The 24,952-nt window shown below is 50.3% G+C and carries 24 protein-coding genes and 1 pseudogene; 15 read left to right on the forward strand and 10 right to left on the reverse strand.

What is annotated here, in order from left to right; genetic code table 11:
- Positions 1 to 153 precede the first annotated feature (153 nt).
- Together TW77_RS20310 and TW77_RS20315 are read left to right on the forward strand one after the other, a co-directional pair.
- Positions 154 to 375 (forward strand): hypothetical protein, encoded by a 222-nt coding sequence (locus TW77_RS20310; RefSeq protein ID WP_046006801.1) that lies wholly within the window; start codon positions 154 to 156, stop codon positions 373 to 375.
- A 110-nt stretch (positions 376 to 485) separates the two neighbouring features.
- The gene (locus TW77_RS20315; RefSeq protein WP_046006802.1) at positions 486 to 833 is read left to right on the forward strand and encodes a hypothetical protein; all 348 of its coding nucleotides are present in this window, start codon (positions 486 to 488) and stop codon (positions 831 to 833) included.
- 76 nt (positions 834 to 909) lie between these two features.
- On the opposite strand, the gene TW77_RS20320 is transcribed toward TW77_RS20315, so the two are convergent.
- Genes TW77_RS20320 through TW77_RS20335 form a run of 4 tightly spaced genes read right to left on the reverse strand, consistent with a single transcriptional unit; the run spans position 910 to position 3,547 of the window.
- Complete coding sequence (locus tag TW77_RS20320) at positions 910 to 1,797, reverse strand: phosphotransferase family protein (protein WP_046006803.1); 888 nt, start codon at positions 1,795 to 1,797, stop codon at positions 910 to 912.
- Positions 1,798 to 1,825: 28 nt separating this feature from the next.
- Complete coding sequence (locus TW77_RS20325) at positions 1,826 to 2,383, reverse strand: carboxymuconolactone decarboxylase family protein (protein WP_046006804.1); 558 nt, start codon at positions 2,381 to 2,383, stop codon at positions 1,826 to 1,828.
- 24 nt (positions 2,384 to 2,407) lie between these two features.
- Entirely contained in the window at positions 2,408 to 2,956 is a 549-nt protein-coding gene (locus TW77_RS20330) for a redoxin domain-containing protein (protein WP_046006805.1), read from the reverse strand.
- A gap of 9 nt (positions 2,957 to 2,965) precedes the next feature.
- A complete protein-coding gene (locus TW77_RS20335; RefSeq protein ID WP_046006806.1) occupies positions 2,966 to 3,547 on the reverse strand; it encodes an NAD(P)H-dependent oxidoreductase in 582 nt (193 codons plus the stop codon).
- A gap of 108 nt (positions 3,548 to 3,655) precedes the next feature.
- Here TW77_RS20335 and TW77_RS20340 point away from each other — a divergent pair, with 108 nt between their 5' ends.
- The 5 genes from TW77_RS20340 (at position 3,656) to TW77_RS20360 (ending at position 9,605) form a co-directional block, all read left to right on the forward strand.
- Positions 3,656 to 4,015: a winged helix-turn-helix transcriptional regulator gene (locus tag TW77_RS20340; protein ID WP_046006807.1), complete on the forward strand. Its 360-nt coding sequence runs from the start codon at positions 3,656 to 3,658 to the stop codon at positions 4,013 to 4,015.
- Positions 4,016 to 4,355: 340 nt separating this feature from the next.
- Positions 4,356 to 4,676: a 2Fe-2S iron-sulfur cluster-binding protein gene (locus tag TW77_RS20345; protein ID WP_046006808.1), complete on the forward strand. Its 321-nt coding sequence runs from the start codon at positions 4,356 to 4,358 to the stop codon at positions 4,674 to 4,676.
- Positions 4,669 to 6,057, forward strand: a complete 1,389-nt coding sequence (locus tag TW77_RS20350) for an NAD(P)/FAD-dependent oxidoreductase (protein WP_046006809.1) — start codon at positions 4,669 to 4,671, stop codon at positions 6,055 to 6,057. Before TW77_RS20345 ends, TW77_RS20350 begins: the two co-directional genes overlap by 8 nt.
- Before the next feature lie 5 nt (positions 6,058 to 6,062).
- Positions 6,063 to 7,289 (forward strand): NAD(P)/FAD-dependent oxidoreductase, encoded by a 1,227-nt coding sequence (locus TW77_RS20355; protein WP_046006810.1) that lies wholly within the window; start codon positions 6,063 to 6,065, stop codon positions 7,287 to 7,289.
- Positions 7,290 to 7,481: 192 nt separating this feature from the next.
- Positions 7,482 to 9,605, forward strand: coding sequence for a TonB-dependent siderophore receptor (locus TW77_RS20360; protein WP_046006811.1), 2,124 nt, complete (start codon positions 7,482 to 7,484; stop codon positions 9,603 to 9,605).
- Positions 9,606 to 9,747: 142 nt separating this feature from the next.
- Here TW77_RS20360 and TW77_RS20365 read toward each other — a convergent pair whose 3' ends face one another.
- Complete coding sequence (locus TW77_RS20365) at positions 9,748 to 12,852, reverse strand: efflux RND transporter permease subunit (RefSeq protein ID WP_046006812.1); 3,105 nt, start codon at positions 12,850 to 12,852, stop codon at positions 9,748 to 9,750.
- Positions 12,849 to 14,021 carry an efflux RND transporter periplasmic adaptor subunit gene (locus TW77_RS20370; RefSeq protein WP_046006813.1) on the reverse strand — a complete coding sequence of 391 codons (1,173 nt, stop codon included), beginning with the start codon at positions 14,019 to 14,021 and terminating at the stop codon, positions 12,849 to 12,851. The genes TW77_RS20365 and TW77_RS20370 overlap by 4 nt, the downstream gene beginning before the upstream one ends.
- Before the next feature lie 166 nt (positions 14,022 to 14,187).
- Between TW77_RS20370 and TW77_RS20375 the strand changes: the two genes are divergently transcribed.
- From TW77_RS20375 to TW77_RS20410, 8 genes are all read left to right on the forward strand, one after another.
- On the forward strand, positions 14,188 to 15,009 hold the full coding sequence (locus TW77_RS20375) for a nicotianamine synthase family protein (RefSeq protein ID WP_046006814.1): 822 nt from the start codon (positions 14,188 to 14,190) through the stop codon (positions 15,007 to 15,009).
- Between the two features lie 5 nt (positions 15,010 to 15,014).
- The gene (locus TW77_RS20380; protein WP_046006815.1) at positions 15,015 to 16,280 is read left to right on the forward strand and encodes an MFS transporter; all 1,266 of its coding nucleotides are present in this window, start codon (positions 15,015 to 15,017) and stop codon (positions 16,278 to 16,280) included.
- Positions 16,281 to 16,289: 9 nt separating this feature from the next.
- The gene (locus tag TW77_RS20385; RefSeq protein WP_046006816.1) at positions 16,290 to 16,742 is read left to right on the forward strand and encodes a hypothetical protein; all 453 of its coding nucleotides are present in this window, start codon (positions 16,290 to 16,292) and stop codon (positions 16,740 to 16,742) included.
- A gap of 157 nt (positions 16,743 to 16,899) precedes the next feature.
- A complete protein-coding gene (locus tag TW77_RS20390) occupies positions 16,900 to 17,622 on the forward strand; it encodes an ABC transporter ATP-binding protein (RefSeq protein ID WP_046006817.1) in 723 nt (240 codons plus the stop codon).
- Positions 17,623 to 17,661: 39 nt separating this feature from the next.
- Positions 17,662 to 19,101: an ABC transporter permease gene (locus TW77_RS20395; RefSeq protein ID WP_046006818.1), complete on the forward strand. Its 1,440-nt coding sequence runs from the start codon at positions 17,662 to 17,664 to the stop codon at positions 19,099 to 19,101.
- Positions 19,088 to 20,446: a DUF3526 domain-containing protein gene (locus tag TW77_RS20400; protein ID WP_046006819.1), complete on the forward strand. Its 1,359-nt coding sequence runs from the start codon at positions 19,088 to 19,090 to the stop codon at positions 20,444 to 20,446. Before TW77_RS20395 ends, TW77_RS20400 begins: the two co-directional genes overlap by 14 nt.
- 143 nt (positions 20,447 to 20,589) lie before the next feature.
- On the forward strand, positions 20,590 to 21,084 hold the full coding sequence (locus TW77_RS20405) for a GNAT family N-acetyltransferase (RefSeq protein ID WP_046006820.1): 495 nt from the start codon (positions 20,590 to 20,592) through the stop codon (positions 21,082 to 21,084).
- Between the two features lie 145 nt (positions 21,085 to 21,229).
- Positions 21,230 to 21,916 carry a hypothetical protein gene (locus TW77_RS20410; RefSeq protein WP_046006821.1) on the forward strand — a complete coding sequence of 229 codons (687 nt, stop codon included), beginning with the start codon at positions 21,230 to 21,232 and terminating at the stop codon, positions 21,914 to 21,916.
- Between the two features lie 101 nt (positions 21,917 to 22,017).
- Here TW77_RS20410 and TW77_RS20415 read toward each other — a convergent pair whose 3' ends face one another.
- From TW77_RS20415 to TW77_RS20425, 4 genes and pseudogenes are all read right to left on the reverse strand, one after another.
- A complete protein-coding gene (locus TW77_RS20415) occupies positions 22,018 to 23,154 on the reverse strand; it encodes a hypothetical protein (RefSeq protein ID WP_046006822.1) in 1,137 nt (378 codons plus the stop codon).
- Between the two features lie 157 nt (positions 23,155 to 23,311).
- The gene (locus TW77_RS20420) at positions 23,312 to 23,521 is read right to left on the reverse strand and encodes a cold-shock protein (RefSeq protein WP_010385841.1); all 210 of its coding nucleotides are present in this window, start codon (positions 23,519 to 23,521) and stop codon (positions 23,312 to 23,314) included.
- Between the two features lie 275 nt (positions 23,522 to 23,796).
- Positions 23,797 to 23,901: pseudogene (locus TW77_RS26025) on the reverse strand (hypothetical protein); the annotation flags it as partial.
- Between the two features lie 108 nt (positions 23,902 to 24,009).
- Positions 24,010 to 24,885: a LysR family transcriptional regulator gene (locus tag TW77_RS20425; protein ID WP_046006823.1), complete on the reverse strand. Its 876-nt coding sequence runs from the start codon at positions 24,883 to 24,885 to the stop codon at positions 24,010 to 24,012.
- Between the last annotated feature and the right edge of the window lie 67 nt (positions 24,886 to 24,952).

Below are 24,952 nucleotides of genomic sequence, written 5' to 3' on the forward strand. Positions count from 1 at the left end.
AACCAATGGGGTCCAGCTCTTTTTTAATCGAAAAAGATCAAATATGGAACCTTAGATGATGTATCAAGAAGATACAGCAGCGCCTTTCCGGTCTATCGGTTTGGAAGCAGAAACAGGCGTCACAACTAAAGGAGTCTTGTGCTGGAGAACTGAATGAAACAATACTCAGTCGTAAGAATAAAGTCTCTAAACAAAGAGTTTCAACATTCAGAGCAAAGCTTTGGTTCGCGCGCTCCTCAGATAGGCGATGTCGGAACAATTATTGATGTTTATGACGATTGTCTTGAGATAGAGTGCAGTGATGAAAAAGGCGTTACTCTTTGGTTAGAGTTGTTTGAACCTAATGACGCAGATTTGGAGTTGCTGTACATATAACAAGCGTATAAGGAGAAGGATTGCTAACGTTTGGCCCGGTTCCTCTTCGCTTTATAGTATGGCCATGCATTATCAGCCTTTTATGCGGGTATTAGCATGCAGGAAAGTTTGTGAGAAGATTTCTAGTTTTTGTGTCATTACTCCTAATTGCGTGCTCGCCATCTTGGGAAGAGTCGCCTTATGAGGTTTACTATATCGATGGTACTAAGACGTTAGGATATAGCCTAGGTGAAGGCGGATATATTGGGCGTATTGATGAGCCTGTAAATATCACAGCTAATGAAAAATTCATATCAGTTTATGCTTGCCCATATAAAGCATGTGGCTTTTATTACATTGATAAAATTAAAGACCACAAGTTTGCAGAGCACGATGAATTTGTGTTTGGGCCGTATACAAACGAGCAGTTTATAAGGCTAGTTAAAAAGTTAGGTTTACCGAGCATCAGCTCAGAGTAAACTGATTACCAATAAACGCTATAGAGAATGAGGACAAAAAGCTTGGCGTGTGCTTCTTTTTCGCAAAATTAACATGCTATTCCGCGGCAGATAAAACACCATTCAGGCGCTGTGTAAGTTCACTTTCGAACCGCGTCAGCTTTTCTACTCTTAATTTATTGTGTGTCAGGTAAAGGTAATCGTTGAACAGGCGCAACAGACTCCAGCAGGCTACGCGTTTTTTAAGCCTTGTTTGTTCTGCCGGGTTTTCACTGTAAAGCGCGATAGCGCGGGTTTGTAATGCTTGATCGGCGATGGGGCCATCGCCGTGCCAGTTGAGCAGGGCCAAATCAAAGGCCGGATCGCCAAAGTGGGCGCGCTCCCAGTCAATGGGGATGAGCTGCTGAGCAGGCGTAAGGATGAGATTGCCGGGGTGCAAGTCGCCATGATTGAGCGTAAATGTGCTGAGCTGGTCAAAACCAGGCTGGTGCGCCTGCAATACCGGGTATAGCGAGTGGTAGAACTCGCTCAGTTTGGCCCGTTCAGTGAGGCGGCTGCGAAAATATCGCCAGACAGCGGTGAGGTGGTTTGCCGGGTTCAGGATGAGCGAGGTTGGGGCGCTGATTTTGCCGTGGCGTGGTGCGCTTATCTGATGGATTTGTTTGAGCAGGCCGATAACCTGCTCAAGATTGAGTGCAGCCCAGTCGGCCATGCTTGTTCCCTCAATATAAGGGCGTAACAACGTCTGCTGGCCATTTTCACTTTGGTGAAGTTCAACCGGCTGCGCAAAGCGGGTGGGTTTCAGCAAGGTGTACACGTAGGCCTCAGTTTCCAGCCCTGCATGATTTCGGCCAAGTGAGCGTTTACATACCCAGAGGCTTCCGTCATCTCTTGTCAGCAGAGTGTTGCTATGGGTGAGGCCGCCGCTAAGCGGCCTGTGCTGTGTAGGCTTGCGGTGCAATGGTGGCAAAGCATTCACATTCATGGTTTATGTTGCATATTAACGCTGGTGATTAACGTCGATCCGGGTGCGTCCACTGATAGGGCTGCATGGGCGAGTCCAGCTCGGTTTTGGCCAGGGCATTGGTAAAATTGGAGATAAGCTTTGCAGCAAGGCCGGTCAATACTTCCAGCGCTTGCTGCTTGTTATATCCGGCAGCAAGAAACGCATTCAGCGCGTCATCGCCAATGTGGCCCTGTTTGGCCAGCAAGGCTTTTACAAAGTCCTGCAGTGCTTGCAGTTTGCTGTCGGGCAGCGCTGTGCCTTCACGCAGTGCGGTGATCAGCGCCTCGGGCATACCGGCAGATTTCATCATCCAGGTGTGGCCGGGCACACAGTAGTGGCAGTTATTTTGGTAGTTGGCGGTCATAAAAACCACCTGCTGTTCAACCGCCGACAAGCTGCTGTCCTGCATGAAAGCGGTAAAGGTGTCGTTATACGCCTTATAGGTGACGGCCGACTCAGCCAGTATTTTGTGTAGATTGGGCAGCATGCCAAAGCTGGCCAGCGACTGCTCCATCAGCGGTTTCGATTCTTCTGGTGCCGTATCGGGTTCATAATAGGTAAACATGGTTTTTCTCCAGCGCAATTCGGCTTAGCGGTGCATACCGCGTATGGGGTAGTTATTATCCGGGTCGCGGATCCAGGCCAGTCCGTTGGCCAGCGAGGTTAAGTCCGGGCGAACAAACGGGTTGTTAGAGATATCCGTCACCTGGATGTTGCCGGCTTCATTGACGACAAACAGTCCGGGTTCCGCAAACGGATGATCGGTTTCATGTGCTGAGCGCGGATCAGAAATAAATAAGCCCAGCGTCTTCATTTGCTCAAGGCTCAGGCCATAGCCGAGCTCAAAAGACACATCCAGCTGCTCGCTGTGGCTTTGCAGTTGTGCCAGGCTGTCGCCCGACACGGCAACAATATCGACTCTGATAGCGGCCAGCTTATCTTTGAATTGCTCAAGCTCGTTGAGGTAGCGGGTGCATAAGGGGCAATGGCGACCCCGGTAAACCAGCACCAGCTGCCAGCGCTGGTCATTATTGGCCTGTGCCAGAGGGCGGGTGCTGCCATCGGGCAAAGTCACCTGAATATCCGGAAACGGGCTGCCGGGGTGAAGTTTTTGGGTGTACTGGTATGCCTGGCTCATGAGTATTCCTTAAAAGTGGGTGTTTAAATGGCTTTCGAAGCGTGCAAGGTCGTGCTCAATGTCTGCGTTTTTCATCACATCAAAACAACTAAACGTAGGTATAGACTGCATGCCAAAGAACTTAAAGTTCATATGTGCCGGAAATAGTAAGTCGTCTACACTTTTGCCTTCAAAAAACTCGTGCTCGTCATTAAACGACTCCGCCGGGGCATTAAAGGTTACAGACAACATATAACGTGTGTTAGTGAGTGTTCCGCCACGGCCATAATTGGCTTTGGGGTTGTCTGCCGAGCGGCCATCGCCATTACACAAAGCGCCGCCCATGCCTGCGGTGTATACCTCGTCCATGTACTTTTTAAATGACCAGGGCAGGCCCATCCAGTTAATGGGAGATTGCAGGATCACCACATCGGCCCAGCGATGTAGCTCAAGTTGCTGCTCAATATCCAGCGGCTCAGCCATAGTAACCACCCGGGTCTCATAACCTTTGGCATTGAGGTGAGAGACCGTTTTATCCACCAGAGTGGTGTTCAGTTTCCCCTCAGAAAATGGGTAGTACTGATGGGCGTTTATGATCAGGGCTTTGTTCATGTTTATTCTCCAGTAGGCTTAATAACTTGTGTGGTTTATAATAGTAACCTATAGCGTTTATTCAATTAGTTTACTTTTGGTAACCACCCTGATTTTGGAGTTGTGATTGTGGAAAGTGTTGTTAAAACAGATAGTAAGGGCAGGAAAAAAGTTTTAAATGCCTGTCTGGAACCCTGCGCCATCGAAAAAGGCATGCGTCTGATCGGCTCTAAGTGGACGGGATCGATCATTTATCATCTTAAAGATGAACCTGTGCGGTTTAACGATCTGGCCAGAATGCTTGGCGGTGCCAGCAAAAAAATGATTGATCAGCGCCTTAAAGAACTCGAAGCACGGGGCATGGTGCTGCGCACGGTTGTAAATGAACGCCCGGTGGCGGTCACCTATGAACTGACTGAGTTTGGCCGCTCGGCACTGCATATTCTCGAGCAGCTGCGGGTTTGGTCGGAATCTCATCAACTTGATTAGGGTAAAAGTATGCTTAATCAGTTCGTAAAGTGATCAGACCATGCTGCAAAAACCAGCATGCCCGGATCCAGATCAATTTACGTTTATTCATTGTAAATAAATATAGCTTAATTGTTTATTCCGGGTTAATCTTCTCTCGTTCACAGGAGATGAGCTGAATGTGCCTAAAATAGGGCATAGGCGAGCGAAAGGAACCGGGAAAACGGTTATACACTTTTAAGCAGTTAACTTTTAATTATCATTTTAAGTTGCCCTCAGCGTCAATGGCTCTCACCTGTCCTGTAAATCAAGCGCGTTTATTGCGCCTGATTGATGTATCACAACACGAGAGAGACAAGCTATGAAATCACTTAAGCGCACCAGAGACATTACGCCTCTGCCTTCGCGCAATTTTAAAATTACCGTCGATGATCAACCGGTTGAGGCCTGTGAAGGGGAAACCGTACTGTCGGTTTTGCTGGCCGCAAACTATGCCAGAGTGATGGAAAACGACCGCAACGTTGCATCGGGCGCCTATTGTGGCATGGGCGTGTGCCATTGCTGCCAGGTTAAGATCAATGCAAAGCACAAGCAGCGTGCCTGCCAGACTTTGGTGGAGCCACAAATGTCGGTTGAAACCCTGACTAATCGTTTCAAGGAAGAGGGGATCAAACATGACTAGCCAGACACACGATAAAGTGGTGATTGTTGGCGGCGGCCCGTCTGGCACGGCGGCAGCAGCAGAGTTGGCACGCCATGGATTAAAGTCAGTGATCATCGACGAAGCGCCTAAACTGGGTGGGGTGATCTATCGCGGACCACTGCGTCAGACCGACTCATTGCCACATCTGGATGACAATCTGAAGCGCGCCATGACCGCCTTGCAAACGCGTTATCAGGCCCACAGTGATTCCATAGAAGTTAAAACACAGACGCGGGTACTGGGTCCGGAAGGCAGCAATCAGCTGTTGCTGAGCGATAACTCAGGTTTGAGCCGTCAGCCTTATGGCCACCTGATCCTGGCAACGGGTTGTCACGAGCGCAGTGTGCCGTTTCCAGGCTGGCAGCTTCCCGGGGTAATGCTGCTTGGCGGTGTCCAGCTACAACTTAAAAGTGGCCTGGTCAGACCGGGACAGCGCATGGCGCTGGTGGGCACCGGGCCTTTATTACCTCTGGTTGCCTGTCAGCTGCATAAAGCGGGTGTTGATGTGGTGGGTGTCTATGAAGCCAGCCCGTTTGCCAAACTGGCCAAAGAAGCGGTCGCGCTGCTTAACAAACCTAAGCTAACGCTGTCTGGTATGAGCATGATGAGCTACCTCAAAAAACATAAAATTCCGTTCAAGTACGGCTGGGGTATTGTCAGTGCGCAGGGTAAGGAGCAGCTGAACAGCATTCAGGTGGCACCTTACGACAGTCAATGGCGCGCGCAACGTGATCTGGCGCAGCAGGTGGATGTGGATGCCATTGGTGTGGGTTACGGGTTTGTTGCACGCACTCAGCTGGCTATGCTACTGGGTCTGGATCACCACTACAGTAAAGTCAGTGGCTATGTGCCTGTGCTGGATGAGTGGCATCAGAGTCAGAATCACGAGGCATTTGTGGTCGGCGACAGTAATGGCCTGCTTGGCGCCGATGCGGCCATTTGTGAAGGCCAGCTGGCGGCACTACGCCTGGCCTGGCAATGTGGCAAAATCACCGAGGCGCAGCTGAGTGCTCGCTCTACCAAAGTCAAAAACAAGCTGGCACGAATTAAAAAATTCCGTTTCGGGTTTGACCGCTTCTCCGACCGCCAAAGCGGACTGTTGTCTCTGGCGCAGCCCGAGACTGTGGTATGTCGGTGTGAGCAGGTGCGTCGGGAGCAGCTCGACGAAGCCATTGCTCAGGGCGTAAAAGACATCACCAGTTTGAAGATGCGAACCCGCATTGGGATGGGAGATTGTCAGGGTAAAACCTGTAGCTCTTATGCGCTGGATTATTTGCATCAGGCCGGTTTGACTGAAAATATCGGCGTGATCAAACCGCGTTTTCCTCTTGATCCTATCCCCTTTACCTTAATGGAATGAACACAATGAAGAAATATGATGTTGTCATCGCCGGTGGCGGTGCTGTGGGTGCGGCGTGCGCATACTTTTTAAGCCGCGATACCGATTTAAAAATCGCGTTAATTGATTTAAAGAAACCCGGCAATGCGTCGCGCGCTTCAGCTGGTGGACTGTGGGCCATTGGCGAGTCAGTTGGTCTGGGTTGTGGGGTGATCTTTTTCAAAACCTTGTCTAAGTTACACAGCGAAGCAAAGGGTGAAGAAGTACCCGTGATGCGCCCGCACCAGCTGCCAGACTGCTTTTTTGAGTTTGCCTTGACGTCTAACAACATGTATCCGGCGCTGCATCAGGAAATGCTGGAAAAACATGGGGTGGATTTTAAGTTTGAGCGCACGGGCCTGAAGTTCATCATGTATAACGAAGAAGACCGATTATACGCTGAGCAGATCACCCAGGGGATCCCGCACCTGGCCGATCAGGTACGCTGGCTGGATGCCGAGGAGCTTAAAAAGGAAGAGCCGTATGTGACGGATGATGCCATTGGCGCTATCGACTTTATCTGTGACCATCAGGTGAACCCGTATCGCCTGGTTGATGCCTATCTGGAAGGCGCGCGGCAAAACGGGGTGTCTTTGTATCTGAACACCGAAGTAACTTCCGTGATCCGCAACGGCAACGTAGTGGAAGGGGTGAAAACCGCTGACCAAACCTTTTTCTGCGATACCTTGATCAATGCATCCGGTGCCTGGGCCAATGAGCTGTATCAGCAGGCAACCGGGCGTACTATGCCAGTTTATCCGGTCAAAGGGCAGATTGTACTCTCAGAGCGTATGCCTAAGATCATGAACGGCTGTATCAGTACCAGCGACTGTTATATCGCGCAAAAAGACAACGGCGAGATCCTGATCGGTTCATCCACCGAAGAGAAGGGCTTTGATACCACCAACAGCCTGGACAAAATTCAGGAGCTGTCGCAGGGCGCAATGAAGTGCTTACCTATTTTAAAAGAGTCGAGCATCAAGCGCTGTTGGGCAGGACTGCGTCCGGGTACGCCGGATGAGCTGCCGATCCTGGGGCCGGTTAACGGCGTTGAAGGCTATCTGAATGCCTGTGGTCATTTCCGTACCGGAATACTAACCTCAGCCATTACAGGGCAGTTGATGACGGAGCTGGTGACGGGCAAAAAGACCACGCTGGATCTAACGCCGTTTAGCGTTGAGCGCTTTGAAGAAGCTGCGCAAAAAGCGGGTTAAAACCGTTTAACTTACATACGTACAGGGAGCAAGGACGCTCCCGACCTCACTCTCCTGACTGGCTTGTTTTTTATCAAAAAAGCGTCATATCAAATACACAAAACTTCATTGATTATTTCTTAACACTTGGCTGCATTCGTGGTACAGTCCTCGCGCAAAATTGTTATAGTATATCATAATGAAGGATTGATAATGAAACCCTTACACTCTGCGTGTCGTTTAAGTGTACTCTCTTTGTCTCTGGCTGCGGCGTTTTCTGTTTGTGCTGACAATGCCATTGAAACGATTGAAGTAACGGGAGAGCGTCAGGCCTATCGTGGCAACTTTAGTCATCTCCAGTCGCCCGAATCTTTGTTTGAATTTGACGCTGAATTAATTGAAAAAACGGGTGTAACCGGACTCACTCAGGTGCTGGATATGTCGGCGTCGGTGAGTCGCCAGAACAGTCTGGGTGGTCTGTGGGACAGCTTTGCGATCCGCGGCTTTTTTGGTGATGAAAATGTGCCCAGCGGCTATCTGGTTAATGGATTTAACGCGGGCCGTGGGTTTTCTGGTCCGCGCGACGTATCGGGTATTGAGCGCGTAGAGGTGTTAAAGGGGCCAAAAGCGGCCTTGTTTGGCCGAGGAGAGCCGGGCGGCTCGATTAACCTGGTGACGAAAAAGCCGACCTTTGAGTCTTCCAGCGAATTTGAACTAACTGCGGGCAGCCGGGCTCACCGTCGCCTGGAAGGGGATGTGAATGCCGTACTATCCAAGTCAGTCGCCGGACGCTTTATTGGTTTCTATCAGGAGGAAGACAGCTTCCGCGATACCATAGAAACACAAAAGCACGGCGTAATGGCCTCATTTGTCTTTGATCAGAGCCCAGATTCAACCTGGCATTATGACTTTGAATATGCCGAGCAGGAGATCCCATTTGACCGTGGCATCATCGCGCCGAATGGCAACTTCGACTTTATGCCCATCGAGCGTTTTCTGGGTGAGCCCGGTGATGGCCCAACCACGACTATGGTGCATGGCCATCAGCTTAACTGGTTGTACGATCTGAACAACGACTGGCAGCTAAGCTCCGCACTGGCATTCAGACAAACAGAGCTGGACAGCCTCTCCAGTGACGCCGATATCGCGCCGTCCAGACAAAAGTTATATCTCGACTTTCAGACGCTGACGCGTCAGCACAGACAGCGCGCTTACGATACCGACCAATATGTGGCACGTTTCGAACTGGCTGGAGATGTTACCACTGGCGCCATCAAGCACCACATCATTGTGGGCGTTGACTACGACCGATTTGAATTTGACCGTGACTACCGGGTTGCCCGCGCGCCTAAGCTGGCCACCAACCCGACCGATGCGCAGTTGTATGCCATTAATATTCACCAGCCAGTGTATGGTCAACATACGCCACCCACACCAAGTCCGGTGATTGTGCGTCAGCAAAACCAGTGGGCAACAGGTTTATATATTCAGGACCAAATTGCCCTGACGGATGCATTTCAGGTGCGCATTGGCGGTCGTTTTGACTGGTTAAAGCAAACAACAGACGACAAGGTCAGAATGCAAAATGCCTCACAGTCTGAGCAACATTTTAGCCCGCAGCTTGGCCTGGTGTATCAGTTCAGTGACAACTGGTCACTGTACTCAACCTATGGGGAAGGCTACCGTCTGAACTTTGGTACTGACTATAAAGGCGATGGCTTTGATCCTAACCAGAGTGAGTCAATTGAGTTTGGCAGTAAGTGGTCGCTGCTGGATAACAATCTGGATATTACGCTGGCGTATTTTGACAGCGAGCAGACCAACATCATAGTTGCAGACATCAATAACCCCGGGTTTAGTGCTGCCATTGGTCAGGCGACCAGCCAGGGTATTGAGCTGGACGTGGTCGGTCAGCTGCCGGCAGATGCCCAGATCCAATTCTCATACACACATCTGGATGCGCAGGTTGACAAAGACTCCATTGATACTGGCCTGGGCGTAGCCATTAAAAAAGGCGACGATCTGCTTAATATCCCTGAAAATGCAGCCAGCATTCAGCTGAGCCAGCAGTATTCGGTGGCAGGTAATGCCTTGTCTGCGGGGATTGGTGCGCAGTATGTGGACGAGCGACTGGGCCAGCGTGGCACAGACTTCTATCTGCCTTCTTACGTAACGGTAAATCTGTTCGCAGAGTATGCGATAAGCGAGCGCTGGTCGGTTAAGGCACAGGTACATAACGCCTTGGACCGTAAGCACTTTACCAACTCATATTCGCAGATGTGGGTACAACCGGGTGAGCCACGTAAGGTGTTGGTGTCGACCTCTTATCAGTTCTAACTTTTGCCCTTCGACCTGTTGAGTCGTTTAATGTGCCCTTGCGCTCCCTGCCTGGGCACTTTTTTCTATCCTGAAACGGTTATCAGATAGCTGTCTGCGTTTTAAATAGGATGCCCGGCAGTCCTTGCCGGGCTTTTTTATGTCAGCTTCGCAGCAACTTGAGTGGCACGATCTTTGTGCTTAGCAGGCGTTTAAGATCTTCGAGCATCACATACAAACAGGGCACCATCAGCAAGGTCACTCCGGTTGCGAACAGCACCGAAAAGCTCAGAGAAATGGCCGTTGGGATCACAAACTGCGCCTGTAAGCTCGACTCAAACATAATCGGCACCAGTCCTAAAAAGGTGGTCAGTGAGGTGAGTAAAATGGCCCGAAAACGGCCAATGCCAGCGCGGATCACTGAAGCTTTTATATCCAGGCCCGCTGCTCTGTGGCGGTTGATCACGTCGGTCATTACCAGCGAGTCGTTGATCACCACGCCCGCTGCAGCCACAATCCCAAACACCGACATCATGCTCAGGCTGTAGCCGAGCAGGTAATGTCCCCACAGTGCGCCAACCACGGAAAAAGGGATCACCGACATCACCAGCACAGGTTGCAGGTAGCTTTGCAGCGGCAATGCCAGCAGACAGTAGACAACCAGTAAACCAACAACAGCAAATATCAGCACTTGGCTTTGTTCCTGACGCTGAGCTTGCAGCGCGACCCCCGGCTGGGTGGTTAGTCCCGGATGGGCTGCTGTCAGCTCGTTCAGCAACTGGGATTCTATATATTCGGTGACTTGGGCAAGGCTTGTGTGCTGTTCATCGACATCCGCACTGATGGTGGCGACCTGGTATCCCTGCTCGCGGCTAATACTGGCAAAGCCCGGTACTTCAACGGTGCGTGCCACATCGCCAAAAAACACCTGCTCGCCATTGGGGAGGGTGATCAATGTGTGAGCCAGTGCGCTTATCTGCTGGCGATCGGACTGGTCGCCCCGGACCTTAAACATCACCTCCTGACCTTCACGCATAACGCGCTGCAGTTCAAGGCCGTAAAACCTGGCGCCAACTTGTCGGGTTATTTCCCTGGCGCTCAGGTTGAGCTGGTGTGCCAGCGGTTTTAGCTGGATCTGATATTCAGTCTGGGCACTGTTGAGAGAAGAGTAGACGCTGTGTACACCTGCAATGCGGTTTAGTTTGTCAATCATGGCTTGGCTGGCCTGATAAAGGGTGTCAGCGTCGCTGGCAAACAGGCGGTATTCCAGGTCGCTTTTCTCGGCAATGTCGATAACATCTGATTCTATCGTGAGCTTTTTCACACCGGGTATATCTGGCAAGTGTGCTTGCCAGCGTCTGGCCAGCTCAAAGGTGTCGAACGGACGCTGTGCTTCCGGCACTAACGGCACCACCACCTCGGCCTCAGTCAGATGGTCGATGCGGGTATACATGGCATCCATCATGGGTTTCCCGGTTTGTAGCTGGATATCTTGCTCAACCTGGTTGATCAGGGTTTCTATTTGTTCAACCGCGGCCAGAGTTTGCGCTTCAGAGACATTGTGGTCCATCTGAATATTAATTGACGGATAATCGTGCGGCACTTTGGGCACGGGAGTAAAGCGCAGCAAGCCGCTGACGGGCAGGCAGATGGCCAGGGCCAGCAAGGAGAAAAACCCGGCAATGACGGCATAACGATAATGAATACAATGTTTGAGTAAAGGGGCATAATGCGTGTTCAGCCGTTTCTGCAGCCCGCTATTAAAGCGGTTACGCCAGTGGTTGTTTGGCTTTGCCGGTAAGCGGGTTGCGGCCAGATGTGCCGGTAAAATCAGTTTTGATTCAATCAGGCTGAAGAACAGGCATAAAATACAGACTCCGGCTATGGCAATAAACTGCCCCGAATTTGGACCACTGCTGAACATAAACGGCATAAACACGGCGATGGTGGTCAGTACACCAAAGGTGGCAGGCATGGCCACTTTTTGCGCGCCCTGGATCACTTGCTCTGGCGAATGGCCCTGCGATTCAACCTGCTCACAGACGCTCTCGCCTATCACTATGGCGTCGTCCACCACAATGCCCAGCACCATGATAAAGGCAAACAAGGAGACCAGGTTCATAGTGATCCCAAGCAAGGGCATCAGCCAGAAAGCGCCCAGCATAGAAACTGGCAACCCCAGCATCACCCAGACAGCAAGGCGGGTGCGCAAAAACACGGCCAGCACGATGAACACCAAAATAGCGCCCTGCGCGAGGTTTTCCAGCATCATATTGAGGCGCCCTTGCAGGTAAAAGGTGACATCAACAAACTCGTAAATGTTGATGTGCTCAGGCAGCGCCTGACGCTTGTACTCTACATACGCCTTTACCTTTGCCACCACATCGGTAAGTGACTGCTCTTTGGCCGCCAGCACCATAATATAAACCGCCTGCTCGCCGTTAAAGCGCCCCGCATCCAGGGTTTCACTAAAGCCATCTTTGATGGTGGCGATATCGCGCAATTGCACGGTTTCGCCAAGCAAACCTCTTATAATGGGCGTACTGGCCAGAGCCGAGCCCTGATAGCCTCGTTGCGCCAGCCTCAGGTAGATGTTGCCACGCGCCGTTTTTATTTGGCCCGCTGACAGGTTGTCGGCGTGTGCCTGAATCGCACTGACCACGTCAGACAGGCTGAGGTTATATTCGCGCAACTTGAGTGGCGACAGTTCTATGGCGACCTCGTAGTCGGGAATGGCCGATAAGTCGACATGGGAGATCCCCTTTAACTGCAACAGCTCTGCTTTTAGTTCATTACCGAGTTTGCGCAGTTCAAGCGGGTCGTCCGGACCGGACAACACCACACTCAGTGCGCGCTGACGCTGTGCCCGCTCAACAATTTGCAGTGGCTCCATAGCGACGGGGAAAGTGGCAATGGCATCGAGCTTCATTTTGATTTCGTCCAGACGCAATGCCAGGCTCTGTCCATGTTCCAGCTCAATCTCCACCCGGCCACGCGAGGGGGTCGCCTGGCTGGTGAGGCGTTTAATGCCTGGCTGAGGTTTTAGCGCCTGTTCAATTTTGAGCAGGATATTTTCTTCAATCTCTCGGGCCGAGGCACCCAGCTCGGTGGCGGTGACGATAATCTTATTGTTATCAGAAACCGGAAAGGTTTGCCGTTGGATCCCCTGATAGCTCAGCAAGCCCATGCAAACGATAAACAGCATCAGCAGATTTGCGGCAACACGGTGGTGCACAAAATAGCCAATTAACTTGCTTTGCCGGCTCATTGCTTATCTCCTTTACTTGCCAGTTGGGTATGATCCGTGCCGCTGCGCACCAGCATGCCCGTTTGCGGATAGTCAGGTAGATGTGTGATCAGTTGATAGTCTGTGCGCGGTGGTGCCACGATCAGCACACTGCTTTGCTCCCGGCGCAGTATTTTGGCGGGATATTGCACCAATCTGTGCTGTGGGTTCATAAGCCAAAGCGTGTCATTTTTTACCCACTCCTGGGGTACTTTCAGGACGTTTTTCAGCGTGACGCCAGCAACGTGTGCGTGTAAAAACTGGCCGAAATACACCGGCTGATCGTCGCTGTGTAGCGCATACGGATCGTCTATTCGGATCACATAGTAAGCCATTCTGGTGGTATCGCTGAGCTGACCGGTATGGCGGGTGAGGGTACCGGTTCGCGTTATCTCACTTGCGCTGACGGTGACGCCGGATGCGGGGAGTTGTGGTAAAAAGGGCCTGTCAAAGTTTGCCACGGGCACATGCAGTTCACCATAGTGCAGGTTTACCAGCTGCCCCAGTGGCTGGCCGGCTTTAATCACCTGACCCAGGCCTGTATCTCGCTTTGCTATCAGCGCATCGTAAGGAGCATAGTAGTGGGTTCGTGAGAGGTTTTTTTGTGCCTGTGCCAGTTGGGCTTCGGCTGCTTTAAGGCGCGCACGGGCACTGGCAACCTGAGGTTTTCTGAGTGCAAGCTCGGTCACATGTGCGCTGCGGGCCCATTCTTTTTTCGCCACATCGGCCAGCGCTAACTGCTCTGACAGGTGGGCCTTTGCCAGTGCCAGCTCCGCTTGTTTGTTGAGTACCTGGGTCTGATAATCAAATGCATTCAGCCTGGCAAGCAGAGCACCTTTATGAACAATGCCACCTTCTATAAAAGCGTCGTTTAGCCAGGCAATTTTGCCCGGTAATTCAAAGGCTATGTCTGTTTGTTCGGCAGGCTTTAATACACCGGACAGGTGTAACGAGGTTTGATAGTCAGTGGGCACTAAAGGTGTACTGGAAACCCGTGGCGGCTGTGCCTGTTTTACTTTGGTGTCTTTTGGGGTTTTTGCGAGTGTTACCAGGGCCACACAGGCACTACCGCCTAACAGCACAACCAGGAGCAGCGCCAATGACCGGCGCTTAAGTTGATGATAAGAAGACTTATTTTTATTTGACTCCATAATGGTTTCCCTGCTTGTCATATAACTTTAATGGTAAATTATTTGTTTCGTAAAAATGGTAAGTGACTTACTTAATTAAAAATTTCTAAATAAAGTGGTTTACACACAAATAACGTGTGCGTTATGTTATATCATAAAATCGGAACAGTACAGCAGTGACTTACTTATGACTATCGCGAATCACGTAGGGATCCACGCCTCGCAAATTGTGGACGTTTATGAACAAATTCATACCATGGAGGCCCTGACTATCAATCCGGATACCATGGCCGTCTTCGATCGCTTTCTCAGCCTGTTATCTAATGAGCATGGCAGCGAGTTTGCAGAGCAGGTGCTGGCGCAAGACAAGATCAGAGCCATTAAGCCTCAGATCCAACACTTGTTTAGCCTGGCATCCAGCATGTATGAGCGGCACTGGGCGCAGCGCCTGGTGAGCAGTAACACGCCGCAGAAGGTGTTACAAACAGAATATCCCTATTTTAAGCACTACCAGCGCGCAACGGGACTGGAGATCAATGCCATTAACTCTTTGGCAGCAGACCCGGTAAATCGGGTTCTGATGGTGGGCTCAGGGGCATTGCCGCTGACATCTTTGGCTTTACACAATGCCGGTTTGCAGGTTGATAATCTGGACATACAGCAGGACGATCTGCTGCTTGGCAAGCAGGTGTGCAAAGCACTGTCTGCTGATAATCAGATGGGCTTTATTCATAGCGACATTTGCGAACAGGCTGATCTGGACCGATATGATGTGATCTGGCTTGCCGCCCTGGTGGGGGATGAGCAGCTCAAAGATAAAATCATTGCACACTTATATGAGCACATGCGCCCGGGCGCTCAGCTGGTGGTGCGCACTGCGTTCAACCTGCGCACACTATTGTATCCAAGTGTGGACGAGGGTGGGCTGGCACCGTTTCAGCTGAAACTGAAGATCCAGACTTACGCCGATAACTTTCATTCTATTTTGATTGCACAAAAACCGGTGTAGCAGTTATGTCGATATTCACCTCCTATTTCAGGCTCAGTGCCGAGTATCGTTGGATGCTCGTTGCTGCGTTTGTGTTTAATCTGGGATTTTACATGCTGATCCCGTTTTTGGCAGGCTACCTGAAACAAGACTTGTTGCTGAGTGCCACCCTGGTTGGATTGGTCCTGGGTGTGCGCTCTTTTTGCCAGCAGGGCCTGTTTTTAGTGGGCGGCTTACTGGCCGACTTGTTTGGCGTAAAAAAACTGATAGTGATCGGGTGTCTACTCAGAGCGCTGGGATTCTGTCTGTTTTTGTTTTCTCAAATCACAGAGCTGCTGTTTTTGGCGGCCTTTATGACCGGGTTTGCCGGTGCTTTGTTTACCCCTGCTGCTCAGTCTTACTTTTCTAAACAAACTGAGCTTAGTCGCGCGCAAATGTTTGCACTGGTCGGGGTTGCCAGAAATGGCGGGGAGTTACTCGGCCCGGTGTGTGGCCTGCTATTACTGAGTGTCAGCTTTGATGTGTTGTGCGTGGTTTCGGCGTTACCTTTTGCATTATTTGCGCTGCTATTCACGGTGTTATTGCCAGCTAAACAAGCCCCGGCGGACAACCAATCTACCTCAGAAAAGTCGTCGGGAGGCGGGGTGTCGGCCATGATTGCCGGTGTGCTGAGCAACCGGCCATTTTTGCTATTCTCATTGCTCATGTCGGGCTACTTTATGCTGATCAATCAGATCTCTTTTGCTATTCCGCTGCATCTGGTTAATCAGTCCGGGACGCCGCAGGACGTGGCCTGGGTACTGACCTTGTGCGCGCTGATCTCAATTTGTTTGCAGTTTCCCATCACACGTATGTGTGAGCGCTGGCTGTCGCCCGAACAGTGGATCAGCATAGGTATTGCTTTAATGGGGCTATCGTTTGCCACCCTGGTTCCCGCCTGGCCTTATCAATCCGGCGTTTTGTATTACCTGCCGATGAGCCTGCTGGCAGTCTTGTTTACCCTCGGTACTATGGTGAGTTTTCCCTTTATCATGAGCCAGATTTCTGTGCTGGCACAGGACAAGTCGGTTGCCACGCACTACGGATTTTTTTATTTGTTTGCCGGTGTCGGGTTAATTGCAGGCAGTGCAGTGGTCGGGGTGGCGTTTGATTATGCCAGTCTGAACCAGAACCTGGCCTGGTATTGCCTGATAGCCATTGGGGTGGGCACGGCGGTGTTAAATACGCTGTTTATGTCAACGCCCGCCATACATGCCCAAATTCAAACAACCAGTCCATCTACATCAAAGTAAGGATTAACCATGATTCAACTTACTCAAGCGCAGCAAAGAGCCTATATGTCAGACTATCTGGAAAATGGCTGGCGTGAGGAGCGCATGTCTTTTAGTTCTGTCTCATTAGAACCCGGCTATATTGATGGCCGCATTAATGTGGAGCATTTTCAAATGCCTGGAGATGGCCGTTTTCATTTCAGCGCCCAAAGCGCGATGATCTGGATCTCACAGCTGGGCATTATTTATGGTTGCTGGGACAACCAGTTAAGTGAAAAAGCCGGTGAAGTGTACCTCAGAGATCTCGATATTAAATTTAAGCGCACTATCAACACGACCGAGGAAGTGCGCTTTGAAGGCTTCTTCCCTAAACAGTGTAAAAAGCGTTTGTCGGACGACCTGGTGTACTACAAAAATGCGCAGATCCATGTTGAGGGTGGCGCGTTTACCGGCACCGCGAGCTTTTTGGTACCTACCGGTTAAGGTGGCAAAGTAATAAAAACTGTTCCTATTTAGGTAATTAATGTTATGTTATAACCAATCATGACTAATGACATTTTTCAAACCGCCCATACACCGCGTTTATGTTCGTTCATAAACGCGGTGTGCGCGGTTTTTATTGTATCAGGGAGAACTTTTTGTGTTAGAAGCCATACAGTTAAGCAAATCATTTGCTGATAAACAGGTGATCACCGACTTGAGCTTTAAAGTTGAGCAGGGCGAGATCATGTGTCTGCTGGGTGCCAACGGTGCGGGAAAAAGCACCACGCTGAATATCTTTCTTAACTTTTTACAGCCCGACAGTGGTCAGGCGCGCATTGACGGGGTCGATGTTCAGCAAAGCGCCAACGGCAAAGATAAGCTGGTGTATCTGCCCGAGCAGGTGAACCTGTATCAGGAATTTAATGCCATTGATAACCTCAAATATCTGGCCAGCTTATCCGGGCTGTCGGTTAGTGAGGCGCAGATCAACGCCGCACTTGACGAGACGGGGCTTGAGCAAAATGCCCGTAAACAGTCATTAAAAAATTACTCAAAAGGAATGCGGCAAAAGGTTGGCATTGCCTTTGCCATCATGCGCCAGGCCAAAGTCTTGTTGCTGGACGAACCTACGTCGGGGCTGGACCCCAGCGCCACATTGGAGTTTATTCGGATTGTTGAGCGGCTGGCGAAAAAAGGTGCTGCCATCTTGATGGTGACGCACGACTTTTACTGTGCACATACCCTGGCCGACAAAATTGGCATTATGGATAAAGGCAAACTGCTGACGCTGTTAGATAACAATAAACTGCCTTTAAGTAGCCTGGAAACCACCTACCACGAACTGATCTCCGGGAAAGCGGCCATGCGCGAAGCCAGCTAACGCGGTTGGGCTCATGTATAAACAGGAATTGTCTGATCTATGAATAATAAAATAATGCAGATCTGCCGCCATGAATTGGCCAGTAAACGCAAAAGCCCCAGTCTGTGGCTGATCTTTTTTATGACCCAACTGCTGCTGGCGGTTGCCTTATTAACCGGTTGGCAGCAACACCAGCACAGTATGCACACTCAGGCCAAAGCACAGGAAATTGTTGAACAACAATGGAATGCCCAGCCAGACAGGCACCCACACCGGGTTGCACACTTTGGCCATTTTGCGTTTCGCCCTCCCAGTGCGCTGAGCTTTTTTGACCTGGGCGTTAATGCCTGGGTCGGCGACAGTATTTTTTTAGAGGCGCACAAACAAAATAGCGCCAATTTTGCCAACGATCAGGATGGCGGCACCTTACTGAGATTTTCTGAGCTCAGCAGCGCTAACATTCTACTGATCATCTGGCCTTTGTTGATCATTGCGCTGGGTTTTGCCAGTGTCAGTGGAGAGCAAAAAAGCGGCACACTGCGCCAGCTGATGTCCATGGGCGTGTCTTTTCGTGAATTAATTGCCGGTAAAAGCCTGAGTTACTTGCTGGTGTCTGTGGTATTTATTTTACCTGTGTTTGTTTTAGCCCTGGCCCTTGCTGCCGGGTCAGGCGCTCAGTTTTCAGCAGAAGCACCACTGAGATTAACGCTGCTGTTTGGCACCTATCTGCTTTACTGTCTGTTCTGGATAGCGCTGACGTTATTGATTTCGAGTCTGGTTAAGGCACCAAAACAGGCGTTGGTACTGCTAACGTCGGTATGGTTTATCCTGACTATTCTGATGCCGCGCATGCTGGCAGAGTTTGCCCATCACCAGAACCCCCATCAAAAGCGCAATGACTTTGAACTGGCCATTAAACTGGATAACCGTAAAGTCGGAGACAGCCATAACCCCAACGACCCGTATTTTAGCCAATTCCGTGAAGAAACCTTGAAAAAGTATGGGGTATCGACGGTTGAGGAGCTGCCGATTAATTACAAAGGGCTGGTGATGCAGGAAGGGGAAAAACTCAATGCTGAAATCTATAAAAAGCACTATCAGCAACAAGTAGCGCAGTTTGAGGCGCAGCGCCAGTTTGTTAGTCAGTTTTACTGGCTGAATCCGTATTTGTTTGTACGGGATTTTTCAATGGCGTTAACCCGCACAGACACCCGACACTTTTTGGATTTTGAGCAGCAGGCAGAGGCCCACAGATATGCGCGGATCCAAAAACTCAATCAGTTACACACTCATGAGATCCACCATCATAACGACAGAGCGCAGCGGGTTGATAAATCCTATTGGCAGGAATTTGAAGCGTTTAACTATTTAACGCCTAAGCTCAGCTGGTCATTGAGTGCGTTTTCTCTGGCCTGGTTGCTGCCGCTGCTGGCGGTCGCAGCACTGTTTATTTTCCTGAGTTCAAACCCGATGCAGAGGAGGATCTATGCTGCTGTTTAAACTCGAATGCAAGCGTTTGTTTGCTGGCACCATAAATAAGCTGGTGCTGGTATTGTTCATCGTATCGGGTGTGTTTGCCATTTATCAGGGCGCGCTTGGTTATAAGTCACTGCGCATTGATCAGTATAAGTCGATGGTGGTGTTCCAAAAAGAGCGGGAGCATGTAAACAGTCGTGAAACACTACCCGAGGCAGGCTCTTTGGCCTACTATGCCAGCGCTCCGACCGAATGGAAACTAAGCCCCTGGGCTGCTTTGTTTGTGGGTGAGACGCCGTCTTCTATGGTTGCAACTAAAATTCGCGCCACTGCATTACAAAGTCAGGCCTTTAATCGCGAAATTGTGAACCCAGCTCAGCAACGGGCAGGCGGCCTGGACTTAGGGTTTGTGCTGGTTTACTTCTTGCCTCTGGTAATTGGCATACTCACCGTGACGCTTATCTCAGACGAGCAGCATGCCGGTCGCTGGCGATTACTCAATGCCTTGCCAGGTAGCGCATTGACTTTGCTTGGTAAGCAGATGGCGCTGCGTTTTGCGGTGATCTGGCTGCTGGTGGTCATCTTGCTGGTGAGTGCGGCACTGATATTGTCTTTACCGTTTGATGCACTATTTTGGACTGTGCTGGGTGCCACCAGTTTGTATATGGTGTTCTGGTTTGCACTGGCAACCTTGATCATGAGCTTTGGTAAAAATAGCGTCGTGAATAGCCTGGCTTATCTCAGTAGCTGGGTGGTGCTGGCGCTGTTGATCCCAGGCGCGGTGCATTTGTATTTGTCTGGTCAGTATCAAAGCGATGCGCCGCTTGAGATCACACTGCAACAACGCACAACGCTCAATGATGGCTGGGATAAAGACAAACAAGCCACACTCGATGAGTTTTTGACACACGAAACACCCTGGCAGAATACCGCACCGTTGGGCGAGGCGTTTGACTGGAAATGGTACTATGCGCAGCAGCATATGAGCGACCTTGCAGTGCAGTCGCTGGTTGAAGCTCATATTCAAAACAACCAGGCACGTCAGGCACAGTTACAAACATTGAGTGTGCTGTCTCCGGCGTTGCTTTTTCAGCTTTCTCTGAATGAACTGGCTCAGACCAGCAGTGGCTACCAGCTCAAGTACCAGCAGCAGGTGGCTGACTATCACACGGTGATGCGTCATTTCTTTTACGACTTTATGTTCTTTGATAAGCCGGTAACCCGCCAGGATGTGGAAGACTTTCCGCTGTTCAAAGCGCAGGTCATGGAAACACAAAAAGGACTGTGGAAGTGGTTGTTCAGTGCCTTACTTGTGCTGGCTCTTTGCGCACTGGCAATAGCCAGGATCCGTCAGGTAAAACCGTTTTAACCCCTCAGCACGTACGGGCAGTTTTCGCCCGTACGTATTACTCAGATAATATGAAAAATTTACCAAAAAGCGTGTTGTCCAATTAACGCATGCGCAGTAGGATGGATGTTTCCAATTTTTATCCGCTTTGCTAAGGGACACGCATGTTATCACTCAGACCTTTTGAATCCACCGATGAGCCAAGCCTGGTTCGATACTTAAACAACCCGGCCACCGTGCAATACTTATCACCCAAAGTCCCTTTTCCTTATACTCAGGAAGATGCCCAGTGGTGGATCTCGACCGGCAGTAAAGAGGGGATCACTCGTGCGATGATGCTTGATGGCGTGCTGATCGGGTGTATTGGCGCCCGCCCTGGCACCTTCGAGTATTGTCGAAGCGCGGAAATTGGCTACTGGCTGGCCGAGGAATACTGGGGTCAGGGGATCACGGGCCAGGCATTACAGCTGTTGATAGACGAAGTTGAAACCACCACTGAACTGGTACGCTTAGAGGCCGTGGTGGTCGCACAAAATACCCGTTCAGCCAGAGTGCTGGAAAAAGCAGGGTTTGAATATGAAGGCCTGCGCCGTATGGCAATCTGTAAAGATGGCGAATTTTTTGATGCGCGCTTGTTTGGCAAGTTACTCGCACAGTGACGCATTATCTGTGTAAGCCATAGTCATCTTATCTGTTAGGGTCTGAAGCCAGTGGATGATTGGTTAAGCAAGGTATTGACGAAAAAGGGCTTTTAGCTTAATTTTTTGCTACAACCAGATGTTCTAGCGCAAGGAGTGACAGACAATGGAAATAAATCGAGCAGGCATGATAGCGCCCGCGTCAAGCAACACCCGCAACAGCGAACAATCCGCCACAGAGCAGCTCAGGGCCGCCAAAGTTGAGCCTGAGAACCCCGCCGTCAGCGGTAATATCACCTTTAGTGAAGACAACGGCTTAATGAATGAGGAGGAGATTGCCCGGTTCACAAAGGAACTGAACGACGAACTGAAACAACAGGTTAAAGATTTTGAACGAGCACAGAGCGCATTGGTAAGCAGTCTGGATCTATTCGGCCAGTTTAAAGAAATACAAAAAGTGGCGAACCCTCACTTAAACTTAGACTCGGTTGATTTGGCACAAAATGAAGACGGCTCGCTGGCGCTGGTTGGCGGCAGCATGTCCAGGGCTCAGCGTAGTGAACTTGAGGAGCTGCTCAATCTTAACGACGCTCTGAAAGAAGCATTTACCGAGGTGCACAAAGGCATTTTAAGTGTCTTTCAGTTTCATACCTCTGACTTTGATGTACTCCGTGAAGAAGACTTACGAGGCACACTCAAGCTCAACGAAATGACCGAAAAATACACCCGGCGCTTTACGGGCGGAATTGGTCAAAGCCTGCCGACAGATGAAGAAAAAATCATGGCCGACCCGCTACTTTTCTTCGGCATGATGGTCGATGCACTCAAACCCAGAGTGAGCATTAAAGTGTAACAAGCTATGCCTGTCAGGTTACGTGTGGCCTGGTCGTTTTCATAACGCAAGTTTCTCACGGATAACGGACTACACTCGCATAGTCCGTTATTTCAATTAAGTTAGTCAGCAAGGTCAAACCGCAGCGCAGCCGGCTCCAGTAACTTTACTGTGGGAATAAAATACCGGGTATCGTAAATACCATCATAGTTATGCCAGTGCAGGCCTTCGCTGTCCGTGTCTGCGTCATCGTGATGCCAGGGCTCCAGTGGCTCGCTCAGAAAGCTGACGTGCAGGTGATTTTTATGATTGGCTTTGACCTGGGTAACACCGCGCAGGTTGTCGGCAAAGATGATTTGGGTGGCGCCCAGCTGGACCAGCGCATCGACCAGGCTTTGTGTTGCCTGGCGGTCATACGCCGCATCGCCAACACTGATGGGACCGCTTTGCGTGCCAAGCGGTCGAATGTCCACGGTGCCGCCAAACTTATGAGTAAAATGCGGTGGGTTAATGCCGCCCCAGCGCATGGTGGCACCGGTAATGGTTAAGTGATCTGGCATACCGGCCGGTTTATCGGGCTGGGCGTGCCAGGCGCGGCCTAGGTTTTGCAATGCCGCGAGTAAATTGGGGTGTAAATGGCGACCGACTAACCCCGCCGTGGTGAGCCCCTGATTTGGAGTATCCGGTATAGGCACTAAGCCGTTGACCGCGCATTTTACCTCTAAAGTTTGTTGCTGTGAGCCCACTCGGGCGACAAACCTGTCTGAGCCCGGTACGCTGTCATTGCCGCAGCTATGAAAGTTGTGAATAGCAACCGTTACCTGTCCGCGTGCATCTGTCACCGGGCTGGATACGTCAAACGGTGCTGTTAAGCGAAACAGGCCTTGCTCAATGCGGGTCAGTATTTTAGTGCGTACACTGCGGCTAAATCGGGCAGCCATATCATCAGGCTCTCGCCATTGGGGTGCCGTCAGCGTCAGAGGCGCAGTGCTTATCTCCACCGGCTCGCCCGCAATGGGTTGACCCCGCCAGTTGGTTAATGTCAGCGTCCAGATGGCGGTATTGCCATTTTTTGGAAACAGGGTGACGTCTGTGGCGTTTTCCAGCCATTGCTGGCCAAAGTAGCCGTTGCCGTCAGGCGTTACTATCAAACCATCGTAATAAAACTGGCTGGTCAGAGCCGAGGTGTGTGCTGTGTTTGCAAAAACCGGGCAGCATAAACCCAGTGCCGCGCTTAGCAGCGCAATCCGTGCTTTCATGGTGTCTCTCCTTGAGTTGTCTACTCAAGGCTAGCAGCTCAGACGGGTGTGACAAATTTATGAAGATGCATATTTTTCATGCGTCAGGAAGGAATAGCAGGGGGCAGAAACGAAAAAAGCGAGCCTTAGCTCGCTTTTTTTGCAAAATGCGTAGTAATTAAAGAACTACGATTTTGTCAGCCTGAGGACCTTTTTGACCCTGAGAAACTGTGAATTCTACGCTCTGGCCTTCAACCAAAGTTTTGAAGCCGTCGCCTTGGATAGCGCTGAAGTGAGCGAATACGTCTGGGCCATTTTCCTGAGAAATGAAACCAAAACCTTTAGACTCGTTGAACCACTTAACTGTACCAGTAACTGTGTTAGACATAGTATTAACCTGTAATATAAATAAAAAATTAACCTTCGATAGGTGTGAATGCATCAAAAGTAGAGGTGAAACTTAAATACTGCAGGTTGTGTTACGCGGTGTAAAACAACGAATTGTAGGATGTAAATATCGACTTTCTTTCTAGCGGCCTTCACTCTACAGGGACTCACTGGGTCTGTCTAGTATTATTTGTACAAATTTTAAATTTATCTGCGGCGTACCCCCAACCGGGTGGTCAAAGTACGCCTTAGCAGAAGTTCAATGCTGGCTTGCGCTTAGATTTCGTCAATCACGTGAAACGCCCGGTACTCATCAAAAGCAAACTGGTCGGTCATACCGCTAATATAGTCAATGATCAGCCTGGTTCTGAGGTAAAATTCCTGCTCCTGCGGATTTTACTGCTAAAAGTCGTCACCATCTTTCCTTATGATTTATTCATACCGCTCTATGTTGTCCGTTTTTTATCCACAAAGCAATCCCTTAGCACTTTATGATAAGGGCTGTTTGAGCAAGTTCAGCAAGGCCTGAGGAACGAATTTGCGAGACGTGGTAATGGCGTAAAAGTGCTCAAAAATAGGCAGCTGACTTTGATACTGCTCCAGTAAGCCCTGGGCAATTTCGTCTTTGACTACCACCGGAGGCAGCACTGCAAGCGCGCCACTGTCCCTGGCCAGTAGTCGCAGCATGGCCATGTCGTCCACCTCTGCCTGGATATTGGGTTTGTACTCATGGGCTGCGCACAAGGCATTAAAGGCCGAGCGGATCTCTGTGGTTGGCCCGGGCAATACCCAGCGCACCGCGTCATACCCGTTTGGAAAGTCACTTTTGATGGTCGCGCCTTTGGGGCCGACAATGGCAACTTGCTGGCGCGACACCAGCTGAGTATGCCAGCGGGTTTCGTCCTGGCTGGCAGGGCGGTTGGTAAGCACTAAGTCCAGTTCATGGTTGCTTAATCCCTGTAACAGGCTGTCCATATCGCGGGTGGTCAGGGTAAAACTGATATGAGGATCATCAAGCAGAGGGCTGATAAAGCTTTCAATAAAGTTTCGCGACAGGGTGGTTTGTACACCGATAGACAGGTGTTGCCGCTCGGTGGCTACGCCTTTAAGTAAGAAAGACTCCAGTTCTTCCCCTTTGTAAAAAATGTCGTCGGCGTAACCGAGCACCTGCTTTCCGGAGTCGGTCAGGATCAGTTTACGTCCTTGTTTTTCAAACAATGACACACTCATGATATGTTCCAGCCGCTTTATCTGAATAGACAGGGCTGACTGGGAAATATGAACATCCTGCGCAACCTGAGTCAGGCTGCCTGCTTTGGCAACGCGCCAGAAATAATAGAGGTGGTGATAGTTGAGTCGATTCATTTTATAGTTATATAAAATATATGGTTTAGTTAGAATATATATATTTTTTATATCTTTCAACGTCTGA

The organism is Pseudoalteromonas rubra (genome assembly GCF_000967655.1).
Taxonomy (GTDB): domain Bacteria; phylum Pseudomonadota; class Gammaproteobacteria; order Enterobacterales; family Alteromonadaceae; genus Pseudoalteromonas; species Pseudoalteromonas rubra_A.

What these genes read in the sequence shown, in the direction of transcription:
- TW77_RS20310 (WP_046006801.1), top strand. Translation starts at nt 154, where the DNA reads ATGAAACAATACTCAGTCGTAAGAATAAAGTCTCTAAACAAAGAGTTT.
- TW77_RS20320 (WP_046006803.1), bottom strand. Translation starts at nt 1,797, where the DNA reads ATGAATGTGAATGCTTTGCCACCATTGCACCGCAAGCCTACACAGCAC.
- TW77_RS20325 (WP_046006804.1), bottom strand. Translation starts at nt 2,383, where the DNA reads ATGTTTACCTATTATGAACCCGATACGGCACCAGAAGAATCGAAACCG.
- TW77_RS20330 (WP_046006805.1), bottom strand. Translation starts at nt 2,956, where the DNA reads ATGAGCCAGGCATACCAGTACACCCAAAAACTTCACCCCGGCAGCCCG.
- TW77_RS20335 (WP_046006806.1), bottom strand. Translation starts at nt 3,547, where the DNA reads ATGAACAAAGCCCTGATCATAAACGCCCATCAGTACTACCCATTTTCT.
- TW77_RS20345 (WP_046006808.1), top strand. Translation starts at nt 4,356, where the DNA reads ATGAAATCACTTAAGCGCACCAGAGACATTACGCCTCTGCCTTCGCGC.
- TW77_RS20350 (WP_046006809.1), top strand. Translation starts at nt 4,669, where the DNA reads ATGACTAGCCAGACACACGATAAAGTGGTGATTGTTGGCGGCGGCCCG.
- TW77_RS20355 (WP_046006810.1), top strand. Translation starts at nt 6,063, where the DNA reads ATGAAGAAATATGATGTTGTCATCGCCGGTGGCGGTGCTGTGGGTGCG.
- TW77_RS20360 (WP_046006811.1), top strand. Translation starts at nt 7,482, where the DNA reads ATGAAACCCTTACACTCTGCGTGTCGTTTAAGTGTACTCTCTTTGTCT.
- TW77_RS20365 (WP_046006812.1), bottom strand. Translation starts at nt 12,852, where the DNA reads ATGAGCCGGCAAAGCAAGTTAATTGGCTATTTTGTGCACCACCGTGTT.
- TW77_RS20370 (WP_046006813.1), bottom strand. Translation starts at nt 14,021, where the DNA reads ATGGAGTCAAATAAAAATAAGTCTTCTTATCATCAACTTAAGCGCCGG.
- TW77_RS20375 (WP_046006814.1), top strand. Translation starts at nt 14,188, where the DNA reads ATGACTATCGCGAATCACGTAGGGATCCACGCCTCGCAAATTGTGGAC.
- TW77_RS20380 (WP_046006815.1), top strand. Translation starts at nt 15,015, where the DNA reads ATGTCGATATTCACCTCCTATTTCAGGCTCAGTGCCGAGTATCGTTGG.
- TW77_RS20385 (WP_046006816.1), top strand. Translation starts at nt 16,290, where the DNA reads ATGATTCAACTTACTCAAGCGCAGCAAAGAGCCTATATGTCAGACTAT.
- TW77_RS20395 (WP_046006818.1), top strand. Translation starts at nt 17,662, where the DNA reads ATGAATAATAAAATAATGCAGATCTGCCGCCATGAATTGGCCAGTAAA.
- TW77_RS20400 (WP_046006819.1), top strand. Translation starts at nt 19,088, where the DNA reads ATGCTGCTGTTTAAACTCGAATGCAAGCGTTTGTTTGCTGGCACCATA.
- TW77_RS20405 (WP_046006820.1), top strand. Translation starts at nt 20,590, where the DNA reads ATGTTATCACTCAGACCTTTTGAATCCACCGATGAGCCAAGCCTGGTT.
- TW77_RS20410 (WP_046006821.1), top strand. Translation starts at nt 21,230, where the DNA reads ATGGAAATAAATCGAGCAGGCATGATAGCGCCCGCGTCAAGCAACACC.
- TW77_RS20415 (WP_046006822.1), bottom strand. Translation starts at nt 23,154, where the DNA reads ATGAAAGCACGGATTGCGCTGCTAAGCGCGGCACTGGGTTTATGCTGC.
- TW77_RS20420 (WP_010385841.1), bottom strand. Translation starts at nt 23,521, where the DNA reads ATGTCTAACACAGTTACTGGTACAGTTAAGTGGTTCAACGAGTCTAAA.
- TW77_RS20425 (WP_046006823.1), bottom strand. Translation starts at nt 24,885, where the DNA reads ATGAATCGACTCAACTATCACCACCTCTATTATTTCTGGCGCGTTGCC.